The sequence below is a fragment of the Clostridium sp. TJA085 genome, from assembly GCF_058310235.1.
This window is the reverse complement of record NZ_JBZEEZ010000003.1, coordinates 21515-44906: the sequence shown is the minus strand read 5'-3', so window position 1 is coordinate 44906 and position 23392 is coordinate 21515. Positions and strand designations below refer to the sequence as shown.

The following is a 23392-nucleotide window of genomic DNA, read 5'->3' as shown; positions in this document are numbered from 1 at the left end:
GATATAATTAATAAATATAATTAGAGAATAATAATTACTGGTGGTGTTGAATTTGCTTATAGACAAAGCATTAAAGTTTTGGAATATAGAACATGATTTAAATTGTGCAGAATGTATATTATATGCTGCAAATGAAGAATATAATTTAGGACTTAATAAAAATTCTTTTAAAATGATGGCATCTTTTGGAGGAGGAATGGGGATTGGTTCTTCATGTGGTGCTGCAACAGGAGCAATAGCTGTTATTGGAATTATTTTTACTAATGATAGGGGGCATGAAAGTCCAATAGTTAGGGAGCTTTCAGCAGAATTCATGAATAGATTTTATAAAGAATTTAAAAGCTTAAATTGCATAGATATAAAGCATAAAAGAGAAGATGATGATAGAAGTTGTAAGTTTATTATAGAAACAGCAGCATCTATTTTGGATGATATAGTAAATGAAAACAATAGATAAGAAAAGGAGAGAATAATATGGATTTTAAAGAAGTTATTTTTGAAGATAATAAAGTTATATTAGAAGGAGTTAAAAATTTTAATATAAAGCAAATATTAGAGTGTGGACAATGTTTTAGATGGGAAAAAAAATCAGAACTTGATTACATAGTAATAGCTTACGGAAGGGTTATAGAAGTAGTGCAAGATGGAGATAAAGTTACTATTTTAAATTCAAATAAAGAAGATTTTAATAATATATGGCTTACATATTTTGATTTAGAAAGAGATTATAGCAAAATAAAAGAAGAACTTTCAAAGGATGAAATATTAAAAAAATCAGTTGATTTTGGTTATGGAATAAGACTTTTAAACCAAGATCCATTTGAACTTGTTATAAGTTTTATAATATCAGCTAGAAATAGTATACCTTCAATTAAAAAGACTATAAAGAAAATAAGTGAAAGATGGGGAGAAAAAATTGAGTATAATGGAGAGGTGTTTTATACTTTCCCAACTCCAGAGATGTTAAAGGATATTACAGAAGATGAAATAAGAGAAACTGGAGCTTCATTTAGAAGTAAGTATATTGTTGATACTGTATATAGAATAAATGAAGATTTAGAAAATAGTGATGGTATATATAATTTAGATAGAATAACATCATTAACTGATGATGAATGCCATGTAGCTCTTCAAGAATTTAAAGGGGTAGGAGCAAAAGTTGCTGATTGTATAATGTTATTTTCAATGAGCAAATATTCAGCTTTTCCAGTTGATGTTTGGGTTAAAAGAGCGATGATGCATTTTTATAATGCAGAAGAAGGTTCTTTAAATAAGATAAGAATATTTGCAAGGGATAAGTTTAAGGGTTTATCAGGATTTGCACAACAATATCTTTTTTATTATGCAAGAGAGAATAATATAAAAATAGATTAGGAAGTAAAAAGGACTAATTAATTTTTTAATTAGTCCTTTTTATATTTTAACGTTAAGCACGTTTTCTTCTATTTTTACATTTTTTAATTGGTATTATTGTATCTCCGGGAATCTTAACTATAAAATTAAGATATTTTTTAATATTTTCATCATTTCTAAGTCTATTAATTGAAAAAAGTCTTGCTGCAAGTTCTTTATTTGTATACAAAGCGTGTATTTGTTTATGGCATGTAGTACAAAGCATAACAGTATCTAAGTTTTTTCCACCCTTTTCTTTAGGTATTAAATGATGTTCCGTTAATTCAGGAACTATTCTATCGCATAGTTCGCAAGTTAATCTAGTTATCAAATAAATACCTCCTTTTATAAAGAAATTTATATTAATATCCTATTAATATTATATCAATAAATATTACTCTAATCAAAAGAAGAAATTACTAAGAGATAAAAATACTATTTATTTAATTTACAAAATATGGTAAAATATTATGGCAATGATTAATTTGGGGGTTAATTTATGTTTCAATTTGAAACTCAATTAAATAAGTTAAAACATGAAGTTTTAACTGAGGTAGCAAAACTTGCTAAAAGAGATATGTTAACTAAAGAGGAGATTGAGAAAATTCCTTATAAGATTATAAAGGGTGATAAAGCTATTTATAGATGTTGTGTATATAAAGAAAGGGCTATAGTTCAAGAAAGGGCAAAACTTGCAGCAGGATTTCTTTCTAATGGAGATATAGAAGATGGTGAGCTTATTGATATAAGACCAGACGAACAAATAATATATGTAATTGAGGCTGCTTGTGATAGGTGTCCAATAAATAAATATAATATTACAGATTCATGTAGAAATTGTTTAGCACACAAATGTAAAGAGGCATGTAACTTTGGAGCAATAACAGTAATAAGTGGAAGAGCTTATATAAATCAAGAACTTTGTAAGGAGTGTGGAATGTGCAAAAAAGCTTGTCCTTACGATGCTGTATCAGAAGTTATGAGGCCTTGTAGAAAGGCATGTCCAACAGGAGCAGTAACTATGAAACAAGAAGATAGAAAAGCTGTAATAAAAGAAGAATTATGCGTAAATTGTGGTGCATGTATGCAAGCATGTCCTTTTGGAGCTATATCAGATAAGAGTTTAATAGTTCCTGTTGCTAAAAGACTTGCTAGAAAAAGAAAGATGTATGCAGTAGTTGCACCTGCAATTACAGGCCAGTTTGGTGTTAAAATAACTTATGGACAAATAAAAAGTGCAATTAAAAAATTAGGATTTGTTGATATGATAGAAGCTGCTTGCGGAGCTGATGGAGTTACAATTCATGAATGTGAAGAATTTAAAGAAAGAATAAATGAAGGAAAAAAATATATGACTAACTCATGTTGTCCTGCATTTTTAGCATATATAGAAAAGCTTTATGGAGATCAAAAAGAAAATATATCAAATACTGTTTCACCTATGGTTGCTACTGGAAGACTAATTAAAAATAGAGATAAGGATGCAAAGGTAGTGTTTATAGGACCGTGTACGGCTAAAAAAAGTGAATCAGTAAAGGAGGGGGTTAAGGATGCTATAGATTATGTATTGACTTTTGAAGAGCTTACAGCGCTATTTGATGCATTTAGTGTTAATCCTTGGGAATGTGAAGATGAAGAAGTTTGTGACGCATCTATATTTGGTAGAGGATTTGGGATGCACGGGGGACTTACTTCATCAATAGAAAGTTATATAAGAGACAAAAATATAGATATAGATTTTAATCCTGTAAAAGTAGCAGGTGGAAATGAGATAAAAAAGGCTATGGCAATGGCCAAGATTGGAAGATTAAATGGTAATTTTATTGAAGGTATGATGTGTGAAGGTGGATGTATAAATGGTGCAGGAACAATTGTACCATCTATTAGAGCTAAATCTATATTTAATAAATTAAACAATTCAGGTTGTAAAAAATCAATTATAGATAATGATACAATAAATGAATTTGAGAGTATAAATTTAAATAGGAAGTAATTATTTATAAAATTATGAAATTTAGAGAAAATTAAAGTAAAATAAAATTAAATCAATATAATTAGGAATAAATAATAAAATTTGGATAAAAATATTTTAAGTAGAGTTTGAATTTATTTTATATAAAATATAATATAGTATTAGAATTAGCACTCAAGATTATAGAGTGCTAACAAAATAAAAGTAAAAGGAGGGTTTTTAATGGCTATAAAACCATTAGGAGATAGAGTTGTTATAAAAAGATTAGAAGCAGAAGAAAAAACAAAAAGTGGAATAGTTTTAGCAGGTACAGCAAAAGAAAGACCACAAGAGGCAGAAGTTATTGCAGTTGGTCCTGGATCTATTTGCGATGGCAAAAGAGTTGATATGGAAGTAAAGGTTGGGGATAAAGTACTTTACTCAAAATATGCAGGAACAGAAGTTAAGTTAGATGGAGAAGAATATATAATTTTAAAGCAAGAAGATATACTTGCAATAGTTGAATAGGAGGGATGTTTTATGGCTAAGATGATAAAATTTGGAGAAGAATCAAGAAGATCAATGCAAAAAGGTGTTGATAAGTTAGCTGATACTGTTAAGGTAACACTTGGACCAAAAGGGAGAAATGTAGTTTTAGATAAAAAATTTGGATCACCTCTTATAACTAACGATGGTGTTTCAATTGCTAGAGAAATTGAATTTGAAGATCCATACGAAAATATGGGGGCACAACTTGTTAAGGAAGTTGCTACAAAGACTAATGATGTGGCTGGAGATGGAACTACAACAGCTACACTTTTAGCGCAAGCTATTATAAGAGAAGGATTAAAAAATGTAACAGCAGGAGCTAATCCAATGCTTATAAGAACAGGAATTAATATGGCTGTTGAAAAAGCAGTTTCAGAAATAAAAGCAATTTCAAAACCAGTAAACGGAAAAGAGGATATAGCAAGAGTTGCAGCTATATCAGCAGCTGATGAAACAATAGGAACACTTATTGCAGATGCTATGGAAAAGGTAGGTAATGAAGGTGTTATAACTGTTGAAGAATCAAAATCAATGGGAACAGAATTAAATGTTGTTGAAGGTATGCAATTTGATAGAGGATATGTATCAGCGTATATGGTTACTGATACAGAAAAAATGGAAGCGGTTCTTGATAATCCATATGTTTTAATAACTGATAAGAAAATTACAAACATACAGGAAATACTTCCTATATTAGAGCAAATAGTTCAATCTGGAAGAAAACTTTTAATTATAGCTGAAGATATAGAAGGAGAAGCTATGGCTACATTAGTAGTTAATAAATTAAGAGGAACATTTACTTGTATAGCTGTTAAGGCACCAGGCTTTGGAGACAGAAGAAAAGAAATGCTTCAAGATATAGCTGTTCTTACTGGTGGAGAAGTTATTTCAGAAGAACTTGGAAGAGATTTAAAAGAAGTAACTTTAGATATGCTAGGAGAAGCAGAAAGTATTAAAATTACTAAGGATAATACTACAATAGTAAATGGAAAAGGTAATTCAGAAGAAATAAAAGCAAGAGTTAATCAAATAAAGGCTCAACTTGAAGAAACAACTTCAGAGTTTGATAAAGAAAAATTACAAGAAAGACTTGCAAAATTATCAGGTGGAGTAGCAGTAATTAGAGTTGGTGCTGTAACTGAAACTGAATTAAAAGAAAGAAAGCTTAGAATAGAAGATGCTTTAAATGCAACAAAAGCAGCGGTTGAAGAAGGTATAGTTGCAGGTGGTGGTACTGCTTACGTTAATGTACTAAATAAAGTAGCAGAATTAACATCAGATGTTTATGATACTAAAGTTGGTATTGATATAATAGTAAGAGCACTTGAAGAACCAATGAGACAAATAGCAACTAATGCTGGTGTTGAAGGTTCAGTAATAATTGATAAAGTTAGAAATAGTGAATCAGGTATTGGATATGATGCATTAAGAGGAGAATATAAAGAAATGATTAAAGCTGGTATAGTAGATCCAACTAAGGTTACAAGATCAGCACTTCAAAATGCGGCTTCAGTAGCTTCTACTTTCTTAACAACAGAAGCAGCTGTTGTTGATATTCCTAAAAAAGAAGAGCCAGTAGGGGCTCCAGGTGGAATGGGAATGGATGGAATGTATTAAGAGTAAAATAATAAACAGGCATAATTTTTGGATTATGCCTGTTTTATTTGAATAATTTATTAAAAAATAAGGAAAATAATTATGTATATGTTTTCAATAAAATGAAGAATTAGTTTATTATAAATAGATTATTGACTTTAAAAAAAATGTAATTTATAATAAGTTTAATTTAATTTTAGAAAGCATAAATAAAACTCGTATATACCTTGAATATGGCAAGGAGTATCTACCGGAAACCTTAAATTTCTGACTATGAGTGGATTTAATATACCAAATTAGTATAATACTTATATACTAATATAACATGGCATATTAACTTCACTTAAGGAAGTTAATGTGTTTTTTTTATACATAAAATTAGTAGAAGTTAAATGGGGAGGAAATAAATATGGCTAGAATATTAAAACAAGCATACACTTTTGATGATGTATTATTAGTTCCAAATAAATCAGAGGTATTACCAAGTGAAGTATCATTAAAAACTAAATTAACAAAAAAAATAACATTAAATATACCACTATTAAGTGCTAGTATGGATACAGTAACTGAATCAAAAATGGCTATAGCAATAGCTAGAGAAGGTGGAATCGGTATAGTCCACAAAAATATGAGCATTGAGGCTCAAGCTAAAGAAGTTGATAAGGTAAAGAGACAAGAAAATGGAGTAATAACAGATCCAATCTTTTTATCACCAGAACATACACTTGAAGATGCTGAAGAATTAATGGGTCAATATAGAATATCAGGAGTTCCAATAACAGTTGACGGAAAATTAGTTGGAATTCTTACAAATAGAGATATAACATTTGAGGATGATTACTCAAAAAAAATAAAAGATGTTATGACTTCAGAAGAATTAATTACAGCAAAAGAAGGAACAACAATAGATGAAGCAAAGGAAATATTAAAGGAACATAAGATAGAGAAACTTCCCCTAGTTGATAGCGAAGGTAATTTAAAAGGACTTATCACAATTAAAGATATAGAAAAAGCAAAGATATTCCCAAATGCAGCTAAAGATAGTCAAGGAAGATTATTATGTGGTGCTGCAGTTGGTGTTACTGCTGATATGATGGATAGAGTAGATGCTCTAGTTAAAGCTAAGGTAGATGTAATTACTATAGATACAGCCCATGGACACTCAAGAGGTGTATTAGAGGGAGTAAGAAGAGTTAAAGAAAAATATCCAGAACTTCAAATTATAGCGGGAAATGTTGCTACACCAGAAGCTACAGAAGATTTAATAAAAGCTGGAGCTGATTGTGTTAAAGTTGGTATAGGACCTGGATCAATATGTACAACAAGAGTTGTTGCTGGAGTTGGAGTTCCTCAACTTACAGCAGTTATGGATTGTGTTGAGGTAGCTAAAAAATACGGGGTATCAGTAATCGCAGATGGTGGAATAAAGTATTCAGGAGATATAGTTAAAGCTTTAGCAGCTGGAGCTTGTGCAGCAATGATGGGTTCATTATTTGCTGGATGTGATGAAGCACCTGGAGAAGTAGAAATATATCAAGGTAGAAGCTATAAGGTTTATAGAGGTATGGGATCACTTGGAGCTATGGCTTGTGGTTCAAAGGATAGATATTTCCAATCAGGAAATAAAAAATTAGTTCCAGAAGGAATTGAAGGTAGAGTAGCTTATAAAGGATTCGTTGCTGATACAATATTCCAAATGCTTGGAGGTATAAGAGCCGGAATGGGATATTTAGGAGCAAAAGATTTAAATACTTTATATGAAACAGCAACTTTTGTTGTTCAAACATCAGCGGGACTTAGAGAAAGTCATCCACATGATATTAATATGACAAAAGAAGCACCAAACTATAGCATTAGTAAATAATTATAAAGTAAAAAATAATTATAGTAATTTAAGATATTAATAAATGAATAAAAATTTATAAAATACAAAAGTCGAAGAATGATTTTAAAAAAAATAAAAATGTTCGTATTTATGGAGAAAATTTTTCTCTAATATGATATAATTTATTTATAAATAGAATAAAAAATATATTTAAAAAAGTATCTAGGAGGAGCGCATGAAGAAAGATTTAGTTTTAGTTGTTGACTTTGGTGGACAATATAATCAGCTAATAGCAAGAAGAGTAAGAGAATGTGGAGTTTATTGTGAAATAATACCATATAATTACACAATTGAAAAAATAAAAGCAAAAAATCCTAAGGGAATAATATTCACAGGTGGACCAAACAGTGTATATGGAGATGGTGCTCCAAGAGTTTCAGAAGAAATATTTGAATTAGGGGTTCCTGTACTTGGAATATGTTATGGAGATCAACTTATGGCTCACACTTTAGGTGGAAAAGTATCAACAGCTCCAGTTAGAGAATATGGAAAAACAGAAATAAACCTAGATAATTCATCAAGATTATTTAAAGGAATAAACGAAAAAGATATCTGTTGGATGAGTCATACAGATTACATAAGCGAAGCACCAAAAGGATTTAAAATAATAGCACATACAGAGGTATGTCCAATTGCAGCTATGGAAAATGAAGAAAAAAATCTTTATGGAGTTCAATTCCACCCAGAAGTTGAACATACTCCATTTGGACAAAAAATGCTTCAAAATTTCTTACATGAAATTTGTGGCTTAGAAAGCCTTTGGACAATGGCTTCATTTGCTGAAGATAAAATAAAAGAAATAAAAGAGTTAGTTGGGGATAAAAAAGTTTTATGTGCATTATCAGGTGGAGTTGATTCATCAGTTGCTGCTATGCTTGTTCATAAAGCTATAGGACATAATTTAACTTGTATATTTGTAGATCACGGTCTTTTAAGAAAAGATGAAGGTGATACAGTTGAAAGAGTATTTAAGAAAGAATTTGATATGAACATTATAAGAGTAAATGCTCAAGATAGATTCTTAGGAAAACTTAAAGGAGTTTCAGATCCAGAAACTAAGAGAAAAATTATTGGAGAAGAATTCATTAGAGTATTTGAAGAAGAAGCTAAAAAGGTTGGAGATATTGATTACTTAGTTCAAGGAACAATTTATCCAGATATAGTTGAAAGTGGAACAGATACTTCAGCTGTAATTAAGTCACACCATAATGTTGGAGGACTTCCAGAAGATATGGAATTTGATTTAATAGAACCTTTAAGAGAATTATTTAAAGATGAGGTTAGAGCAGTAGGAGAAGAACTAGGAATACCTCACAAGTTAGTATGGAGACAGCCATTCCCAGGACCAGGACTTGCAATTAGAGTTCTTGGTGACATAACTGAGGAAAAGCTTGAAATAGTAAGAGAAGCAGATGCAATTTTCAGAGAAGAAATAGCTAATGCAAATCTTGATGAAACTATATGGCAATACTTTGCTTGTCTTCCAAACATAAAATCTGTTGGAGTTATGGGAGATGAAAGAACTTATTGTCACACAATAGCACTTAGAGCTGTTACTTCAAGTGATGCTATGACTTCAGAATGGGCAAGAATTCCATATGAACTATTAGACTTAGTGTCAAGAAGAATTGTAAATGAAGTTAAAGGAGTAAACAGAATTGTTTATGATATAACTTCAAAACCACCAGCAACTATTGAGTGGGAATAGAATGTTTAGATAGGTTTACTATAACCTCTAAAAATAAATATCAGTTTCTAAATGAAGGTAGCTATAAAATTTATAGCTACCTTTTTTACAATATAAATATATTGTTGTAATACTTAAAGTGATAAAATATAAATAAAACATTATTTATAGTATAAGGTTGTGAGTTTATTATAAAGAAGTTAACTATTGGGGAAATGAGTGAGCTAAATAATGTATCAACACAAACTTTAAGATTATATGATAAGTTAAATATATTAAAACCTGATTATGTAGATAAAAATAATGGATATAGATATTATTCTATATATCAATCAGCAACTTTAGACATGATACAAAATATGAAATCTTTAGGCATGTCTTTAAAAGAGATAAACAATAATTTAGATAAAAATGATATTTTAAAAATAAAAGATATATTAAATAAGAAAAGAAATAATATAGATAAAAAGTTAATTGAATTAAATGAAGTTAAAAATGCAATAGATAGAGCGATACAAAATATTGAAAGATATAATTGCGCACCAAAAGAAGGTATGATTTTATTAGAATATATACCAAAAAGAACTGTATATTGTTATAAAGACGATATGAATATATATGATGAAGGCATTGAATGTTATGAGTATATGATTAGAAAGTTTAAAAAACATATAAATTCAAAGGATTTTCCTTTGGTGTATTTTTGTAATATAGGTTCATTCATTAGAAAAGAAAATTTGCTTAAAAAAATTTAATATCAAACGAAATATTTATATTTATTGACAGTAGTGATTTTAAAGAAAATGAAAATGTAGAAATAATAAAATCAAACACATATTTAACTATTTATTGTAATAATTTTTCCAAGGAATTAGATTATTTAAATAAGCTTATGGATGAAATTAAAAATAAGGGTTATGAAATAATTGGAGATTACATATGTGAAGTAGTTGTAGAGCTTCCTATGCTAAATAAAGGTGAAAGAAATATGTTTATAAAGTTACAAATACCAGTAAAGATATAGAATTGACTTTATAGTTGGTATAAGGAATAAAATATACATATAAATTCATTTTATATTTGGGAGGTTTTTTTATGAATAGAAAATTAAAAATAGCACAATATGGTTGTGGGAAAATGTCATTATATACTATGAGATATGTATATGAAAAAGGAGCTGAAGTTGTAGCTGCTTTTGATGTTAATCCAAATATTATTGGAAAAGATATAGGTGATATATTAAATAGTGATAAAATAGGTGTAGTAATAGAAAATGCTCAAAATGCTGAAGAAATATTAACTAAGATTAAACCTGATTGTGTAATAATAACTACAATGAGCTTAATGAAGGATTTGGAAGATATACTTATGATTTGTGCTAAAAATGGTATAAATGCAATAACAACTTGTGAAGAAGCCATATATCCTTGGAACTCAGCTATTACAATTACTAAAAAGATAGATGAAGAAGCAAAGAAAAACAAGTGTACTATTTGTGGTTCAGGATACCAAGATGTATTTTGGGGCAATTTAGTTACTACACTTGCAGGGGCAACTCATAATATTAATAAAATAAAAGGAAAGTCAAGTTATAATGTAGAAGATTATGGTATTGCATTAGCAAAAGCACATGGTGCTGGATTAAGCTTGGATGAATTTGAAAAAGAAATAGCGGCAACAGATAATATAAGTGAAGAAGAAAGATTTGAAATAATAAATAAAGGAGAATTTATGCCATCATATATGTGGAGTATGAATGGGTGGATAGTATCTCAATTAGGATTAACAGTAAAAAAACAAATTCAAAAATGTATACCTCAGACATGTAATAAAGACTTAAACTCAACAACTCTTAATATGAATATAAAAGAAGGGTATGCAACAGGAATGTCAGCTCTAGTAGTAACAGAAACAGAAGAAGGTATAATTATAGAATCAGAATGTATAGGTAAAGTATATTCAGAGGAAGATATTGATTCAAATGAATGGACAATCTATGGTGAACCAGATACAAAGATGGTTATTAAAAATCCATGCACAGTAGAATTAACTTGTGCAACTATAGTAAATAGAATTCCAGATGTTATTAATGCTCCTTATGGATTTACAACTACAGAAAAAATGCCAAGAGCAATATATAGAAGCAAGCCATTAAACGAGTATGTAAAATAAATATAGTATATATAGTTAAAGCAGGTATGAAATTATTATGTAATTTATGCCTGTTTTATTTTAGGTTTAAAATAAAGATTTTATGAAACTGATTATAAATTTAAAAGAATAAAATAATAAATGATGAAATATTATAATATATGAATTAAAAATATAGAATATACTAATAATATTAATTAAACAATACTGATTTTTTATTAATATTTTATTATAATAGAATTATAGATTATTAATTTAAAAATAATATGTATAAAGAAGGGATAATATGAGATTAAAAAATAAAGTAGCATTAATTACTGCATCAACAAGAGGAATTGGACTAGCTTGTGTAAAACGTTTTGCAGAAGAAGGTGCAACTGTTTACATGGCAGCTAGAAACTTAGAGCGTGCTAATGCTAGAGCAAAAGAATTAAATGATAAGGGATTTAATGTAAAGGTTGTTTATAATGATGCTTCTGAAAAAGAAACTTATTTTTCTATGGTAGATGAAGTTATTAAAAAAGAAGGAAAAATTGATATTTTAGTTAATAACTTTGGAACATCAAATCCTAAAAAAGATTTAGATATTAAAAACACAGATTACAAAGATTATATAGAAACTATTGATATGAATATTGCAAGTGTTTTTATGTCTTCTCAAGCTGTTATACCACATATGGCTTCAAATGGTGGAGGAAGTATTATAAATATATCTTCTATTGGGGGATTACGTCCAGACATTTCACAAATTGCTTATGGAACAAGTAAAGCAGCAATTAATTACTTAACAAAATTAATTGCTGTACAATGTGCTAGAGATAATATTCGTTGTAATGCAGTTTTACCTGGAATGACAGCAACAGATGCAGTAAATGATAACTTAACTGATGAATTCAAAGAGTTTTTCTTAAAGCATACTCCAATTAGAAGAATGGGAAAACCAGATGAAATAGCAGGAACAGTAGTATATTTTGCAAGTGATGATTCAGCTTTTACTACAGGACAAATTGTTGATGTTTCAGGTGGTTTTGGTATGCCAACACCTGTATATGGAGATATGATTGAAATGAAAAATAAAAGATAGATGAAAATTTTATATCAAAATACAAGCTACTCACACAAAATACAAGTAGCTTGTATTTTTTATAATTAATAAATATAAAATTTTATATGTTAGGATAAATGTATAGTTTAAATTTTTTATTTTTATATGTATATTTTTAATATATTTTTAATTGATTTACTAAATAAAGTAACTAAATTAAGTTTATGTAATAATAAGAAAAATTTAATTTTTATTTTTATTAAATTATATAAAAATTTAAATGTTTACATAGGTTTTATTGTAAATATTATGCTTTTATAAGGTGTTTATATGTAGTAAAATATATATAGATAACATTTTCATTAATAAAGTAAGGTATTTTTTTAATGAAAATGAATTATCGGTTTAAAATATATAGTGTAATGCATAAGATAAACTATGTCTTAACAATAATTTTTACACAAATAAGGAGGACTCGATTATGACTAAAGCACTATCATTAGATTTATCAAAAGCAGCTCCATATTTAAATATGGAAGAGATCGACTTTATGGATGATTTAGTACAATCAGCTCATAAGAAATTACATGAAGGAACTGGAGCAGGAAATGACTTTTTAGGATGGATTGATTTACCTGTAAATTATGATAAAGCAGAATTTGCAAGAATTCAAGAAGCTGCAAAAAGAATTCAAGAAACTTCAGAAGTTCTTGTAGTTATAGGAATAGGTGGATCATACTTAGGAGCTAGAGCAGCAATCGAAATGCTTACAAATAACTTCTATAATGTATTACCAAGAGAAGAAAGAAAAGCTCCACAAATATTCTACGTTGGAAATAATATAAGTGCAACATATATGAATCAATTACTAAAGGCTGTAGAAGGTAAAGATATATCAGTTAACGTAATATCAAAATCAGGTACTACAACTGAACCTGCAATAGCATTTAGAATATTTAAAGATCTTCTTGAAAAGAAATATGGAAAAGAAGAAGCTAAAAAGAGAATATATGCAACTACAGATGCTTCAAAAGGAGCTCTTAAATCATTAGCAGATGCAGAAGGATATGAAACTTTTGTAATTCCTGATAATGTTGGAGGAAGATTCTCAGTTTTAACTGCAGTTGGATTACTTCCAATAGCAGCAGCTGGAGTTGATATAGCAGAAATGATGAAGGGTGCAGCTGATGCAAGAGAACTATACTCAAATCCTTCACTTAAAGAAAATGATTGTTACAAATATGCAGCAGCAAGAAATGCTTTATATAATAAGGGAAAAGAAATAGAAATATTAGTTAACTATGAACCATCACTTCACTACTTCAATGAATGGTGGAAGCAATTATATGGAGAATCAGAAGGAAAAGATAATAAGGGAATATTCCCAGCTGCAGTTGATTTCTCAACTGACCTTCACTCAATGGGACAATATATTCAAGAAGGTAGAAGAAACTTATTTGAAACAGTTCTTCATGTAGAAAAAGCTGAAGAATCAGTTATTATAGAAGCTACAGAAGATAATATAGATGGATTAAACTTCTTAGCTGGAAAAGATATGAACTTTGTAAATCAAAAAGCTTTTGAAGGAACATTATTAGCTCATAATGATGGTGGAGTTCCAAACATGGTTGTTAGAGTACCAGAATTAACTCCTTACTACTTTGGTCAATTAGTTTACTTCTTTGAAAAAGCATGTGGAATTAGTGGATATCTTTTAGGAGTAAATCCATTTAATCAACCTGGAGTTGAAGCATACAAGAAAAATATGTTTGCTTTACTTGGAAAACCAGGATATGAAGATATGAAAGCTGAATTAGAAGCTAAATTAAAGTAGTTTATGAAAATTATAATTGATGGAGATGCTTGTCCAAGCATCTCCAAAATTGAAGATTTAGCAAAAGAATATGCTATAGAAGTAAATATTTTTGTTGATATACATCATGTTATAAAAAGTGATTATTCAAAAGTGATAGTTGTAGATAGTGGATTTCAAAGTGTAGATATGTATGTTGTTAATAATTCAAAAATAAATGATATTGTAGTAACTCAAGATTATGGAGTGGCATCTATGTGCTTGGGTAGAGGTTGTAAAGTTATAAACCCAAGAGGTACATTATACACTGATGATAATATAGATGTTTTGCTTGAACAAAGATATATAGCACAAAAATTTAGAAAAGCTGGTGGAAGGCTTAAAGGTCATAAAAAGAGAACTAAAGAAGATGAAGAAAGGCTTATAAAAAATTTGAGAGCTTTAATTGAATATATTATAAAAAATTGAAGGCTAAAGAAATATAATTATTTCTTAAAGCCTTTTTTATTTGTAGTTTAAATATAATGTTGTATAATATACTTAGATAAATATGGAATTTTATTTGTAAAATAAGGGTTGTAATATAATGTATTATTATATTTATTAATACGGGGTGAAATTTATGGGAACTATGAACATTTTATTTGGCAAAAGGAGTCCTCAAGCACCTAAAGAGAATATAGAAATAGGCGTTGACTTCGAAGAAGCCATCGATTTTAAGGTTTTAATTGGTAATGATGGAATATGGAATACAATAAAAGAATTCAATAGTAAAAAGTCATGTGTATGGACACCGAAAAAAGAGGGTAATTATATGGTTATGGTACAAGGGAAAAGAAAAGGGTCTAAAAAATCATATGATTTTTTAGCAAAAGAGGCATATATTATAAGAAAGAGTATAGGTGAAGAAAAATTGATTATGGATGTTTTACTAGAAAAGGAAGAATATTTTATTGGTGAAAAAGTTAATATAGAAGTTGTTTCTGAAGAAAGAACATTACTTTATAGGTTTTGGAAAAAAGGAGATAATGGCTGGGAGCCAGTTAGAGACTATTCAACAGATTGTAAATTATCTTATGCTGTAACAAAAGAAGGCGTTGAAGAATTACTTATAGAATGTAAAAGGCCTGATTCAAAGGAAAATGTTGATGATTATAAAATTATAAAATTTAGTGTTAAAGAAAAAAATAAAGTTGAAATAATAGATTTTAAGTGTTTAACAGATGAATTATTATTGAATGAGGAACTTGTATTTAAAGTAAAAGCTTCATGTGAAGATGCAAGACCATTGTTATTTAAATTTATAAAAATGGACAAGTATGGAAGATCTATATGTGTACAAGATTATTCATCAAGAAGAATTGTAAGCTTTCAAGAAAATGAAGAAGGGGAATATAAATTACTTTGTTTAATGAAAGATATATTTTCAAATAAAGAATATGATGACAGAGCTGTTATGGTTTATGAAGTAAAACCATATAAAGCTATAAGAATTAATAGTTTTAAAGCTGATGTAAAAAGTCCACAAATTTCAGGAACAGATATAACATTTAAAGTAGATGCGTCAGGTGGCAGAGAATTAGTATATAGATATATTATTGATGGGCCAATAGCAGAAGATTCTTGTTATACAAGAAGTAAAGAATTTTATTGGAATCCTAGAGAAAAAGGGTCATATAAAATAACTTTATATGTTAAAGACATTTCATATGAAGGAGATTATGAAGAGAAAAAAACAATACTTTTTGATATAGATAAAAGAGGAGATAAACCTATAAGAATTGTTGATGTAATATCAGATCAACGTAAGGAAGTTCTTATAAATACTCCAATAAATATTAGGGCTATAGCAGAGGGAGGCAGTATACTTTTATATTCTTTTGTTATATTAAAAGATGGAGTTGAAATAGATAGAAGAGATTTTACAAGGACAAATTGGTTTAATTATGTACCTCATGAGAAGGGTGAATATGAAATAAGTATTAGAGTTAAAGATAAATATTCTTTAAACGAATACGATGTTGAATCAAGTTTATTTTTTAAAGGGAAAGATTACTTACCAGGAACTATAGATTATATATTACTTCCATGTAAGGAGAATTTTTTAGTTGGAGATAAATTTGAAATAGAAGCAGTAGTACAAAATACAAACAATATATTAGTTAATTTTGTTACCAAAATAAATGGTCATGAAGTTGAAGCAACCGGCTTTGTTAAGAATAAAAAATTATCTATTACACCAAAGTGTTCAGGAAAATATACATTTGAAGTATATGCTAAAAATATTAAATGTGAAACAGATTTTGATACAAAGAAGGAAATTTCTATTTATATTTATGATGCAACTCCTGTTACAGATACTAAAATAACAATAGATAAAGAACCAATAAAAATAAATAAAGAAGTGAATTTTTGGGCAGAAAGCAATGGTGGAAAAGATGTATGTTATGAGTTCTATGTAATGGAGAGAGGAAATTGGGTAAAAGCTCAAAGTTATAGTAAAAAAAGATATTATACATTTATACCATTTTCAAAAGGAAAGTATAGAGTAATGGTTCTTGCAAAGAGCTTTTATAAAAGAGTTAATTATGAAGATTACTGTGAAATAGAATTTACTGTTTAAAATAAAGAAGCCTTTAGAGGCTTTTTTATTATGCAAATAATTGCTTTTTAATTAAATTAATAATACAATAAGATGAAACTTAAGTAGACTGTTGATATATAAATGATTTATTTAATATTTTGAAATACTAAATAGGTGATAATAAAAAATATATTAATGAATATATAAAATAATTGTTTAATTAAAAATTATAATAATTAATTAGTAAATTTAATATAAAAATAAAGTTAAGGATAAGAGGTGTATTTTATAGTGCAAAGATTAGATAAGATAATTTCAAATTTAGGATATGGAAGTAGAAAAGAAATAAAAAAGATTGCTAAAAAAGGTGTAATTGAAGTTGATGGTGAAATTGTAAAAGATAGTGCGATGCTAGTTGATCCAGATAAGTCAGTTATAAAAATAAATGGTGAGCAAATTTTTTATAGAGAATTTATATATCTTATGATGAATAAACCTGATGGTGTTATTTCAGCTACATATGATTCAAGAGAAGAAACTGTAATAGATTTACTAGAAGTTGAGCATCAAGTTTTTGAGCCATTTCCAGTTGGTAGATTAGATAAAGATACGGTAGGATTATTATTTTTAACTAATGATGGTGAATTAAATCATAGATTAATATCTCCAAAATGGAAGGTAGACAAAATTTATTTTGCAAGGATTGATAAAAAGGTAACAGAAAAAGATGTAGAAGCATTTAAAAATGGAATAACATTAGATGATGGATATAAATGTAAAGAAGCTACACTTGAAATCTTAAGCGCTACTGATGAAGGTTCAGAAGTAAATATAACAATTCAAGAAGGAAAATTTCATCAAGTAAAGAGAATGTTTGAGGCTGTAGATAAGAATGTTGTTTATTTACAAAGAATAGAATTTGGCGGAATTAAACTAGATAATGAATTAGATGAGGGCGAATATAGAGAGTTAACAGAAGAAGAAATTGCACATTTAAAAAGCTTTTAACGAATAATAAATTTAATATGCAAGAAAAGTATTCATAATATATGAGAGAATTAAATAAAAATATCAAATTTACTTGCATTTTATAATGCGTTAACATATAATACTAATGCGAGGATAAATAAAAGGAATAAATAGCCCCCTTTTTATTTATTGCTTATTGCTAAGACGTAACCGAGCCCCAATGGTTACGTCTTTTTTTGTATAAATAATTATTATTGTATGCTTAATTTAAATAATAAAAATAATTAAATTTAAACAATGTGGTTTAAATATTTCATAAAATTAATAAAATGAAATTTATATTGCAAAATTAATTTGGATAAATAAATATATTTATTCAAAAATTATATTAGAAGGAATTTTGACATGTTTACAATAGTATTTAATAAATGTATAATTATATAAGTTAGATTTAAGATAAATTAAAAATGTTAAAAGTGCGTTGAAGAAGAAGAGTATATGAATATTTACTTTTCAGAGAGTTAGGCAATTTGGTGTGAGCTTAATAAGTAAAGTTATAGAAAGAAGCTTTGGAGCATATTAATTTTGGGTTCTCCCATTATAGAGAAATGAGTGAGTTTAAATTTAATTTAAACTAATTTAGGTGGTACCGCGTAAAGCTTTAGTCTTTTCGTCCTAAGTATAGGAGGAGAAGGCTTTTTTTAATACATAGAAAATAAACTTTTAGAAAGGTGATGTAAAAATGAGTAGAGAAGTATTAGCAAATTTAATATTTAAAAATGAATTAAAGACTCCAGAATATTATTTAGAAAAATATCCAAAAAGAAATTTAAAAGAAGGAGCTAAAGTAGTAAGATATGCTCCAAGTCCAACTGGATTTCAACATATTGGTGGAGTTTATGCAGCTCTTATAAATGAAAGACTTGCACATCAAAGTGAAGGTATTTTCTACTTAAGAATAGAAGATACTGACCAAAAAAGAGAAGTTGAAGGTGCAATAGAAGATACAATACAAACTATGCATAACTTTGGAATGGACTTTGACGAAGGAATGACTGGAGAAGAAACTTCAAAAGGAGAGTATGGTCCATATAGACAAAGTCAAAGAAGAGAAATATACCATGCTTTTGCTAAGGATTTACTTTTAAAGGGATTAGCTTACCCATGTTTCTGTACACCAGAAGAGTTAAATGAAATAAGAGAAAAGCAAATGGCTGAAAAAATAACTCCAGGATATTATGGGAAATATGCTATATATAGAAATCTTTCAACAGAAGAAGCTATAAAGAAAATAGAAGCTGGTGAAGAGTACATATTAAGATTAAAGTCACCAGGAAAAGAAGAAAATAGAATAGAATTTCATGATTTAATAAAAGGAGATATATCATTCCCAGAAAATGTTCAAGATATAGTTATAATTAAATCAGATGGATTACCAACTTATCACTTTGCACATGCTATAGATGATGCTTTAATGCATACTACAGATGTTATAAGAGGAGAAGAATGGTTATCATCACTTCCAATACATCTTCAATTATTTGATGTATTAGGATTTGAAAGACCTAATTATGCTCACGTTCCAACAATAATGAAATCAGAAAATGGATCAAAAAGAAAGCTTTCAAAAAGAAAAGATCCAGAAAGTGCTGTAAGTTATTATAGAGAGGAAGGATATCCAGCAGTATCAGTTATAGAATATCTTTTAAATATAATAAATTCAAGCTTTGAAGATTGGAGATCAGAAAATCCAGATGCTGATTATCATGAATTCCCTGTTGCTTTAGATAAAATGAGTAAATCAGGAGCTTTATTTGATATAGTTAAACTTCATGATGTAAGTAAAAATGTTATATGTAAGATGAAAGCACCAGTGGTATATGATTATTACACAAATTGGGCAAAAGATTTTGATAAAGAAATGTATGACCTTGTAACTTCAAATGAAGATATGATGAAAGAAGTATTTAATATAGATAAAGAAGGTCCAAAACCAAGAAAAGACTTTGGAAAATGGAATGAAGTTAAAGAAAAAATATTCTACTTCTTTGATGAGTTATTTGATAGTGAAACAGCAGAAGATGTTGAACTTCCAAAAACATTAAACTTAGAAGATGCAAAAAGTATAATAGAAAGCTATGCTAAAGTATATAACTTTGATACAGATCAAGAAACTTGGTTTGAAGAGCTTAAAGCATTAGCAGTAGAACTTGGATATGCAACAAATAGAAAAGAGTATAAGAAAAATCCAGAAAACTTTAAAGGTATGGTTTCTGATGTAGCAGGTGCAGTAAGAGCAGCACTTACTCATAGAACTAATACTCCAGATCTTTATACTATAATGCAAATAATGGGTGAAGATAAAGTAAGAGAAAGATTTAATAAGTTTATTAGTCTTTAGTATATAAAAGAGATGCTTTTTAAAGCATCTCTTTTAATTTAAGGATTTTAAAGTATTTAATTAAAAGAGAATTTTTATAAAATTTTAAATAAAAAAAGTGGTACTATAAGACCACTCTTTTATTTAAAATTTATTTATTATTTTAGTTTAAATGAACTCTTTAAAGGAACAATTCTATTAAATATTAGTTTATCATTAGTAGAATTTTTGTCCACTGAGAAGAATCCGTTTCTAACCATTTGGAATTTATCAAGATTTTTTGCATCCTTAATAGCAACTGGTTCTATAAATCCTTCTAAAACTTCTAATGAATTAGGATTTATTTGTTCTAAGAAATGTTTACCTTCGTTTTCTGGAGCATCATCTAATATTAAAGGTTCATATAATCTAAATTCACAAGGTATAGCACTTTTTGCATCAACCCAATGAATTGTACCTTTAACTTTTCTTCCAGTAAATCCTGAACCACTCTTAGTTTCAGGGTCATAAGTGCAATGAAGTTCTACAACATTTCCTTCAGCATCTTTTATTACATCATTACATGTTATAAAGTATGCGCCCATAAGTCTAACTTCGTTTCCTGGGAATAATCTAAAGTATTTTTTTACTGGAACTTCCATGAAGTCATCTTGTTCAACATATATTTCTCTTGAAAAAGGAACTTCTCTAGTTCCAAGCTCTGGATTCTTAGGGTTATTTGGAATAGGTAACATTTCAGTTTTACCTTCTGGATAATTTGTTATAATAACCTTAAGAGGTTTTGTAACTGCCATTGCAGTTGGAGCTTTAGTTTGCAGATCTTCTCTTAAGAAGTAATCAAGCATTTGAGCGTCAACAATTGAATTATTTTTAGCAACACCTATTGCTTGACAGAAGTTTCTTATAGATTCTGGAGTATAACCTCTTCTTCTAAGTCCTGATATAGTTGGCATTCTTGGGTCATCCCATCCATCAACTATATTTTCATCAACTAATTGTTTAAGTTTTCTCTTACTCATAACAGTATTAGTCATATTAAGTCTTGCAAATTCTATTTGTTGAGGTACTTTTTCCATTTCACATTCTTTTACGAACCAATCATATAAAGGTCTGTGATCTGCAAATTCTAAAGTACATATTGAATGAGTTATACCTTCAATAGCATCTTCAAGTGGATGAGCAAAATCATACATAGGATATATGCACCATTTGTCGCCAGTATTATGGTGAGATGCATGAGCTATTCTATAAATTATTGGATCTCTCATATTCATATTAGGAGACGCCATATCAATTTTTGCTCTTAAAACTTTCTCTCCATCTTTAAATTCACCTTTTCTCATTCTTTCGAATAAATCAAGGTTTTCTTCGATGCTTCTATTTCTATAAGGGCTTTCTTTTCCTGGCTCTGTTAATGTTCCTCTATATTCCTTCATTTCTTCAGGTGTTAAATCACAAACATATGCTAAGCCTTTATTTATTAAAAGAATAGCTCTTTTATACATTTCATCAAAATAATTTGAAGCGAAGTGAAGTTCATTCCAGTGACATCCAAGCCATTGAACATCTTCTTTTATTGATTCAACATATTCTGTATCTTCTTTAACTGGATTTGTGTCATCAAATCTTAAATTAGTTCTTCCATTAAATTCAGCACCAAGTCCGAAGTTTAAAAGAATAGACTTTGCATGACCTATATGTAGATAGCCATTTGGTTCTGGTGGAAATCTAGTAATTATAGAATCATGTTTACCGCTCTCTAAATCTTCAATAATTATATTTCTTATGAAGTTAGATGAATTAGTATCATTTGACATAAAGATTACCCTCCTGCAATTATATTTTAAATAGGGCCATTAAAAATAACCTCTAATCTATGTCTATATATTATACATTTACCTTTAATTTTAATCTAATATAGTGAAAAAATAAAGTATAACTTTTCCTTTATAACATATGAATTACACAAATGAATATTATGTCTATAAAAATATATTTTATAATTTAGAACATAATAAAGATTGTGTTAAGTTGGTTATAACATCAACAGATTCATTGAAGTCTCTTTTTACCCATAATTCTAAAATTGAACTCATGCTACTTGCTATAAAATTAAAAAAATAAGGACTTAAATTATTATTTTCTAATAATTGAATTTTTGTGTCAGGAAGTAGTGATATAAAAGATTCAGTATAATTTATATATTTTTTATTTATTAAAAAGAATAAGTTATTTTCATGTATTAATTTTAATAGGTCTTTATGTTTAATCCAATAACTATAATATAAATAAATTATTTCTTTAGGAGATAATTTATCAAAATTTTTATTTCTTTGAAAATCATTAAATAAGTTATCAAATATAAAATGTAAAATATCTTCTTTGCTATCAAAGTTTCTATAAAAGGTTTTTCTAACTAAGTTAGCTTCTTGGCATATTTGTGTTACTGTAATATCTTTATAAGGCTGATATTTCATTAGTTTTAATAATGATTTTGCTATCCAATTTTGAGACTTTATAGCCAGTGAATTAGTTTGAATTTTATACATAGTGACACAAACTCTCCTTTATGTGTAATTTAAATTAATTGTATTGTATTTGCTTGATGATTATTATAATATTAAAAATAAAATGACACAAGTGAGTCATGAGTTATTTGTAAATAATGAAAGGGTGAAATAAATGGGTTATGTAGATATTATAAATGAGCATAGATGTTATAAAATGGGCGATAATGTTATTGTAGCTAACAATGGAATAAGTTTTTCAATTGAAAAAGGAGAATTTGTAATAATATTAGGACCTAGTGGAGCAGGAAAGTCAACTGTTTTAAATATATTAGGAGGAATGGACTCTCCAGATGAAGGACAAGTATTAGTTGATGGAGTTGACATTGCAAAGCTTAATAAAAAAGAGCTTACAAAATATAGACGTGATGATATTGGATTTGTATTTCAATTTTATAATTTAGTACCAAATTTAACTGCAAAAGAAAATGTTGAACTTGCAACTCAAATTTCTAAAAATGCATTAAATGTTGATAAAGTACTTAAAGATGTAGGATTAGGTCATCGTATGGATAATTTTCCAGCTCAACTATCAGGGGGAGAGCAACAAAGAGTTGCAATAGCAAGAGCATTAGCTAAAAATCCAAAGCTTTTGTTATGTGATGAACCAACTGGAGCATTAGATTATGAAACAGGAAGACAAGTATTAAGATTATTACAGAATACATGCAAAAATACAGGTACTACAGTTATAGTTATAACTCATAATTCTGCATTATCTCCAATAGCTGATAGAGTTATACATGTTAATGATGCAAAGGTTAGGGATATTAAAGTAAATAAGAATCCTAAATCTATTGATGAAATAGAATGGTAAAAGGAG

Annotated in this window: 20 protein-coding genes, 1 riboswitch and 1 other annotated feature; of the genes, 17 read left to right on the top strand and 3 right to left on the bottom strand. The window is 28.2% G+C overall.

The genetic code is table 11. The features are described from left to right. Nucleotides 1–52: 52 nt before the first annotated feature. Nucleotides 53–457 carry a C-GCAxxG-C-C family protein gene (locus AC4FQW_RS09545; RefSeq protein WP_303130747.1) on the top strand — a complete coding sequence of 135 codons (405 nt, stop codon included), beginning with the start codon at nt 53–55 and terminating at the stop codon, nt 455–457. Nucleotides 458–474: 17 nt separating this feature from the next. Further along, nucleotides 475–1374 carry a DNA-3-methyladenine glycosylase family protein gene (locus AC4FQW_RS09540; RefSeq protein WP_491148765.1) on the top strand — a complete coding sequence of 300 codons (900 nt, stop codon included), beginning with the start codon at nt 475–477 and terminating at the stop codon, nt 1372–1374. A gap of 52 nt (nt 1375–1426) precedes the next feature. Here AC4FQW_RS09540 and AC4FQW_RS09535 read toward each other — a convergent pair whose 3' ends face one another. Beyond that, the gene (locus tag AC4FQW_RS09535) at nt 1427–1723 is read right to left on the bottom strand and encodes an HNH endonuclease (RefSeq protein ID WP_303130745.1); all 297 of its coding nucleotides are present in this window, start codon (nt 1721–1723) and stop codon (nt 1427–1429) included. 168 nt (nt 1724–1891) lie between these two features. Between AC4FQW_RS09535 and AC4FQW_RS09530 the strand changes: the two genes are divergently transcribed. From AC4FQW_RS09530 to gltX, 14 genes are all read left to right on the top strand, one after another. Next, nucleotides 1892–3385 (top strand): 4Fe-4S dicluster domain-containing protein, encoded by a 1494-nt coding sequence (locus AC4FQW_RS09530; RefSeq protein ID WP_491148762.1) that lies wholly within the window; start codon nt 1892–1894, stop codon nt 3383–3385. Nucleotides 3386–3586: 201 nt separating this feature from the next. Continuing rightward, on the top strand, nt 3587–3871 hold the full coding sequence (gene groES, locus AC4FQW_RS09525) for a co-chaperone GroES (protein ID WP_491148760.1): 285 nt from the start codon (nt 3587–3589) through the stop codon (nt 3869–3871). A 12-nt stretch (nt 3872–3883) separates the two neighbouring features. Beyond that, complete coding sequence (gene groL, locus AC4FQW_RS09520) at nt 3884–5509, top strand: chaperonin GroEL (RefSeq protein ID WP_491148758.1); 1626 nt, start codon at nt 3884–3886, stop codon at nt 5507–5509. Nucleotides 5510–5684: 175 nt separating this feature from the next. Then, a riboswitch (purine riboswitch) is annotated at nt 5685–5782 on the top strand. 115 nt (nt 5783–5897) lie between these two features. Next, nucleotides 5898–7352, top strand: a complete 1455-nt coding sequence (guaB, locus tag AC4FQW_RS09515) for an IMP dehydrogenase (RefSeq protein WP_491148756.1) — start codon at nt 5898–5900, stop codon at nt 7350–7352. Between the two features lie 196 nt (nt 7353–7548). Continuing rightward, the gene (gene guaA, locus AC4FQW_RS09510; RefSeq protein ID WP_491148754.1) at nt 7549–9081 is read left to right on the top strand and encodes a glutamine-hydrolyzing GMP synthase; all 1533 of its coding nucleotides are present in this window, start codon (nt 7549–7551) and stop codon (nt 9079–9081) included. A gap of 194 nt (nt 9082–9275) precedes the next feature. Further along, the gene (locus AC4FQW_RS09505) at nt 9276–9815 is read left to right on the top strand and encodes a MerR family transcriptional regulator (protein WP_491148752.1); all 540 of its coding nucleotides are present in this window, start codon (nt 9276–9278) and stop codon (nt 9813–9815) included. Nucleotides 9816–9952: 137 nt separating this feature from the next. Further along, nucleotides 9953–10084: a hypothetical protein gene (locus AC4FQW_RS09500; protein ID WP_491148750.1), complete on the top strand. Its 132-nt coding sequence runs from the start codon at nt 9953–9955 to the stop codon at nt 10082–10084. A gap of 71 nt (nt 10085–10155) precedes the next feature. Continuing rightward, the gene (locus AC4FQW_RS09495; RefSeq protein ID WP_491148748.1) at nt 10156–11232 is read left to right on the top strand and encodes an NAD(P)H-dependent amine dehydrogenase family protein; all 1077 of its coding nucleotides are present in this window, start codon (nt 10156–10158) and stop codon (nt 11230–11232) included. Between the two features lie 265 nt (nt 11233–11497). Next, a complete protein-coding gene (hdhA, locus tag AC4FQW_RS09490; RefSeq protein ID WP_491148746.1) occupies nt 11498–12295 on the top strand; it encodes a 7alpha-hydroxysteroid dehydrogenase in 798 nt (265 codons plus the stop codon). A 442-nt stretch (nt 12296–12737) separates the two neighbouring features. Next, a complete protein-coding gene (locus tag AC4FQW_RS09485) occupies nt 12738–14090 on the top strand; it encodes a glucose-6-phosphate isomerase (protein ID WP_303130983.1) in 1353 nt (450 codons plus the stop codon). A 3-nt stretch (nt 14091–14093) separates the two neighbouring features. Next, complete coding sequence (locus tag AC4FQW_RS09480; RefSeq protein WP_303130984.1) at nt 14094–14537, top strand: YaiI/YqxD family protein; 444 nt, start codon at nt 14094–14096, stop codon at nt 14535–14537. A gap of 154 nt (nt 14538–14691) precedes the next feature. Then, nucleotides 14692–16692: a triple tyrosine motif-containing protein gene (locus tag AC4FQW_RS09475; protein ID WP_491148743.1), complete on the top strand. Its 2001-nt coding sequence runs from the start codon at nt 14692–14694 to the stop codon at nt 16690–16692. 252 nt (nt 16693–16944) lie between these two features. Then, complete coding sequence (locus AC4FQW_RS09470) at nt 16945–17661, top strand: pseudouridine synthase (protein ID WP_303130987.1); 717 nt, start codon at nt 16945–16947, stop codon at nt 17659–17661. Between the two features lie 433 nt (nt 17662–18094). Then, nucleotides 18095–18303: a binding site (T-box leader), on the top strand. Between the two features lie 61 nt (nt 18304–18364). After that, nucleotides 18365–20023, top strand: a complete 1659-nt coding sequence (gene gltX, locus AC4FQW_RS09465; RefSeq protein ID WP_491148741.1) for a glutamate--tRNA ligase — start codon at nt 18365–18367, stop codon at nt 20021–20023. 137 nt (nt 20024–20160) lie between these two features. Here gltX and AC4FQW_RS09460 read toward each other — a convergent pair whose 3' ends face one another. Together AC4FQW_RS09460 and AC4FQW_RS09455 are read right to left on the bottom strand one after the other, a co-directional pair. Continuing rightward, a complete protein-coding gene (locus AC4FQW_RS09460; protein WP_303130163.1) occupies nt 20161–21819 on the bottom strand; it encodes a glutamine--tRNA ligase/YqeY domain fusion protein in 1659 nt (552 codons plus the stop codon). Nucleotides 21820–21999: 180 nt separating this feature from the next. Further along, nucleotides 22000–22551 (bottom strand): TetR/AcrR family transcriptional regulator, encoded by a 552-nt coding sequence (locus AC4FQW_RS09455; protein WP_303130165.1) that lies wholly within the window; start codon nt 22549–22551, stop codon nt 22000–22002. A gap of 133 nt (nt 22552–22684) precedes the next feature. Here AC4FQW_RS09455 and AC4FQW_RS09450 point away from each other — a divergent pair, with 133 nt between their 5' ends. Further along, on the top strand, nt 22685–23386 hold the full coding sequence (locus tag AC4FQW_RS09450; protein ID WP_491148738.1) for an ABC transporter ATP-binding protein: 702 nt from the start codon (nt 22685–22687) through the stop codon (nt 23384–23386). Nucleotides 23387–23392: the final 6 nt, after the last annotated feature.

Bases quoted from the DNA above. Each gene is read 5' to 3' on its own strand.
- AC4FQW_RS09540 (WP_491148765.1), top strand. From the start codon at position 475: ATGGATTTTAAAGAAGTTATTTTTGAAGATAATAAAGTTATATTAGAA.
- AC4FQW_RS09530 (WP_491148762.1), top strand. From the start codon at position 1,892: ATGTTTCAATTTGAAACTCAATTAAATAAGTTAAAACATGAAGTTTTA.
- groES (WP_491148760.1), top strand. From the start codon at position 3,587: ATGGCTATAAAACCATTAGGAGATAGAGTTGTTATAAAAAGATTAGAA.
- groL (WP_491148758.1), top strand. From the start codon at position 3,884: ATGGCTAAGATGATAAAATTTGGAGAAGAATCAAGAAGATCAATGCAA.
- guaB (WP_491148756.1), top strand. From the start codon at position 5,898: ATGGCTAGAATATTAAAACAAGCATACACTTTTGATGATGTATTATTA.
- guaA (WP_491148754.1), top strand. From the start codon at position 7,549: ATGAAGAAAGATTTAGTTTTAGTTGTTGACTTTGGTGGACAATATAAT.
- AC4FQW_RS09505 (WP_491148752.1), top strand. From the start codon at position 9,276: ATGAGTGAGCTAAATAATGTATCAACACAAACTTTAAGATTATATGAT.
- AC4FQW_RS09500 (WP_491148750.1), top strand. From the start codon at position 9,953: ATGGATGAAATTAAAAATAAGGGTTATGAAATAATTGGAGATTACATA.
- AC4FQW_RS09495 (WP_491148748.1), top strand. From the start codon at position 10,156: ATGAATAGAAAATTAAAAATAGCACAATATGGTTGTGGGAAAATGTCA.
- hdhA (WP_491148746.1), top strand. From the start codon at position 11,498: ATGAGATTAAAAAATAAAGTAGCATTAATTACTGCATCAACAAGAGGA.
- AC4FQW_RS09485 (WP_303130983.1), top strand. From the start codon at position 12,738: ATGACTAAAGCACTATCATTAGATTTATCAAAAGCAGCTCCATATTTA.
- AC4FQW_RS09480 (WP_303130984.1), top strand. From the start codon at position 14,094: ATGAAAATTATAATTGATGGAGATGCTTGTCCAAGCATCTCCAAAATT.
- AC4FQW_RS09475 (WP_491148743.1), top strand. From the start codon at position 14,692: ATGGGAACTATGAACATTTTATTTGGCAAAAGGAGTCCTCAAGCACCT.
- gltX (WP_491148741.1), top strand. From the start codon at position 18,365: ATGAGTAGAGAAGTATTAGCAAATTTAATATTTAAAAATGAATTAAAG.
- AC4FQW_RS09460 (WP_303130163.1), bottom strand. From the start codon at position 21,819: ATGTCAAATGATACTAATTCATCTAACTTCATAAGAAATATAATTATT.
- AC4FQW_RS09455 (WP_303130165.1), bottom strand. From the start codon at position 22,551: ATGTATAAAATTCAAACTAATTCACTGGCTATAAAGTCTCAAAATTGG.
- AC4FQW_RS09450 (WP_491148738.1), top strand. From the start codon at position 22,685: ATGGGTTATGTAGATATTATAAATGAGCATAGATGTTATAAAATGGGC.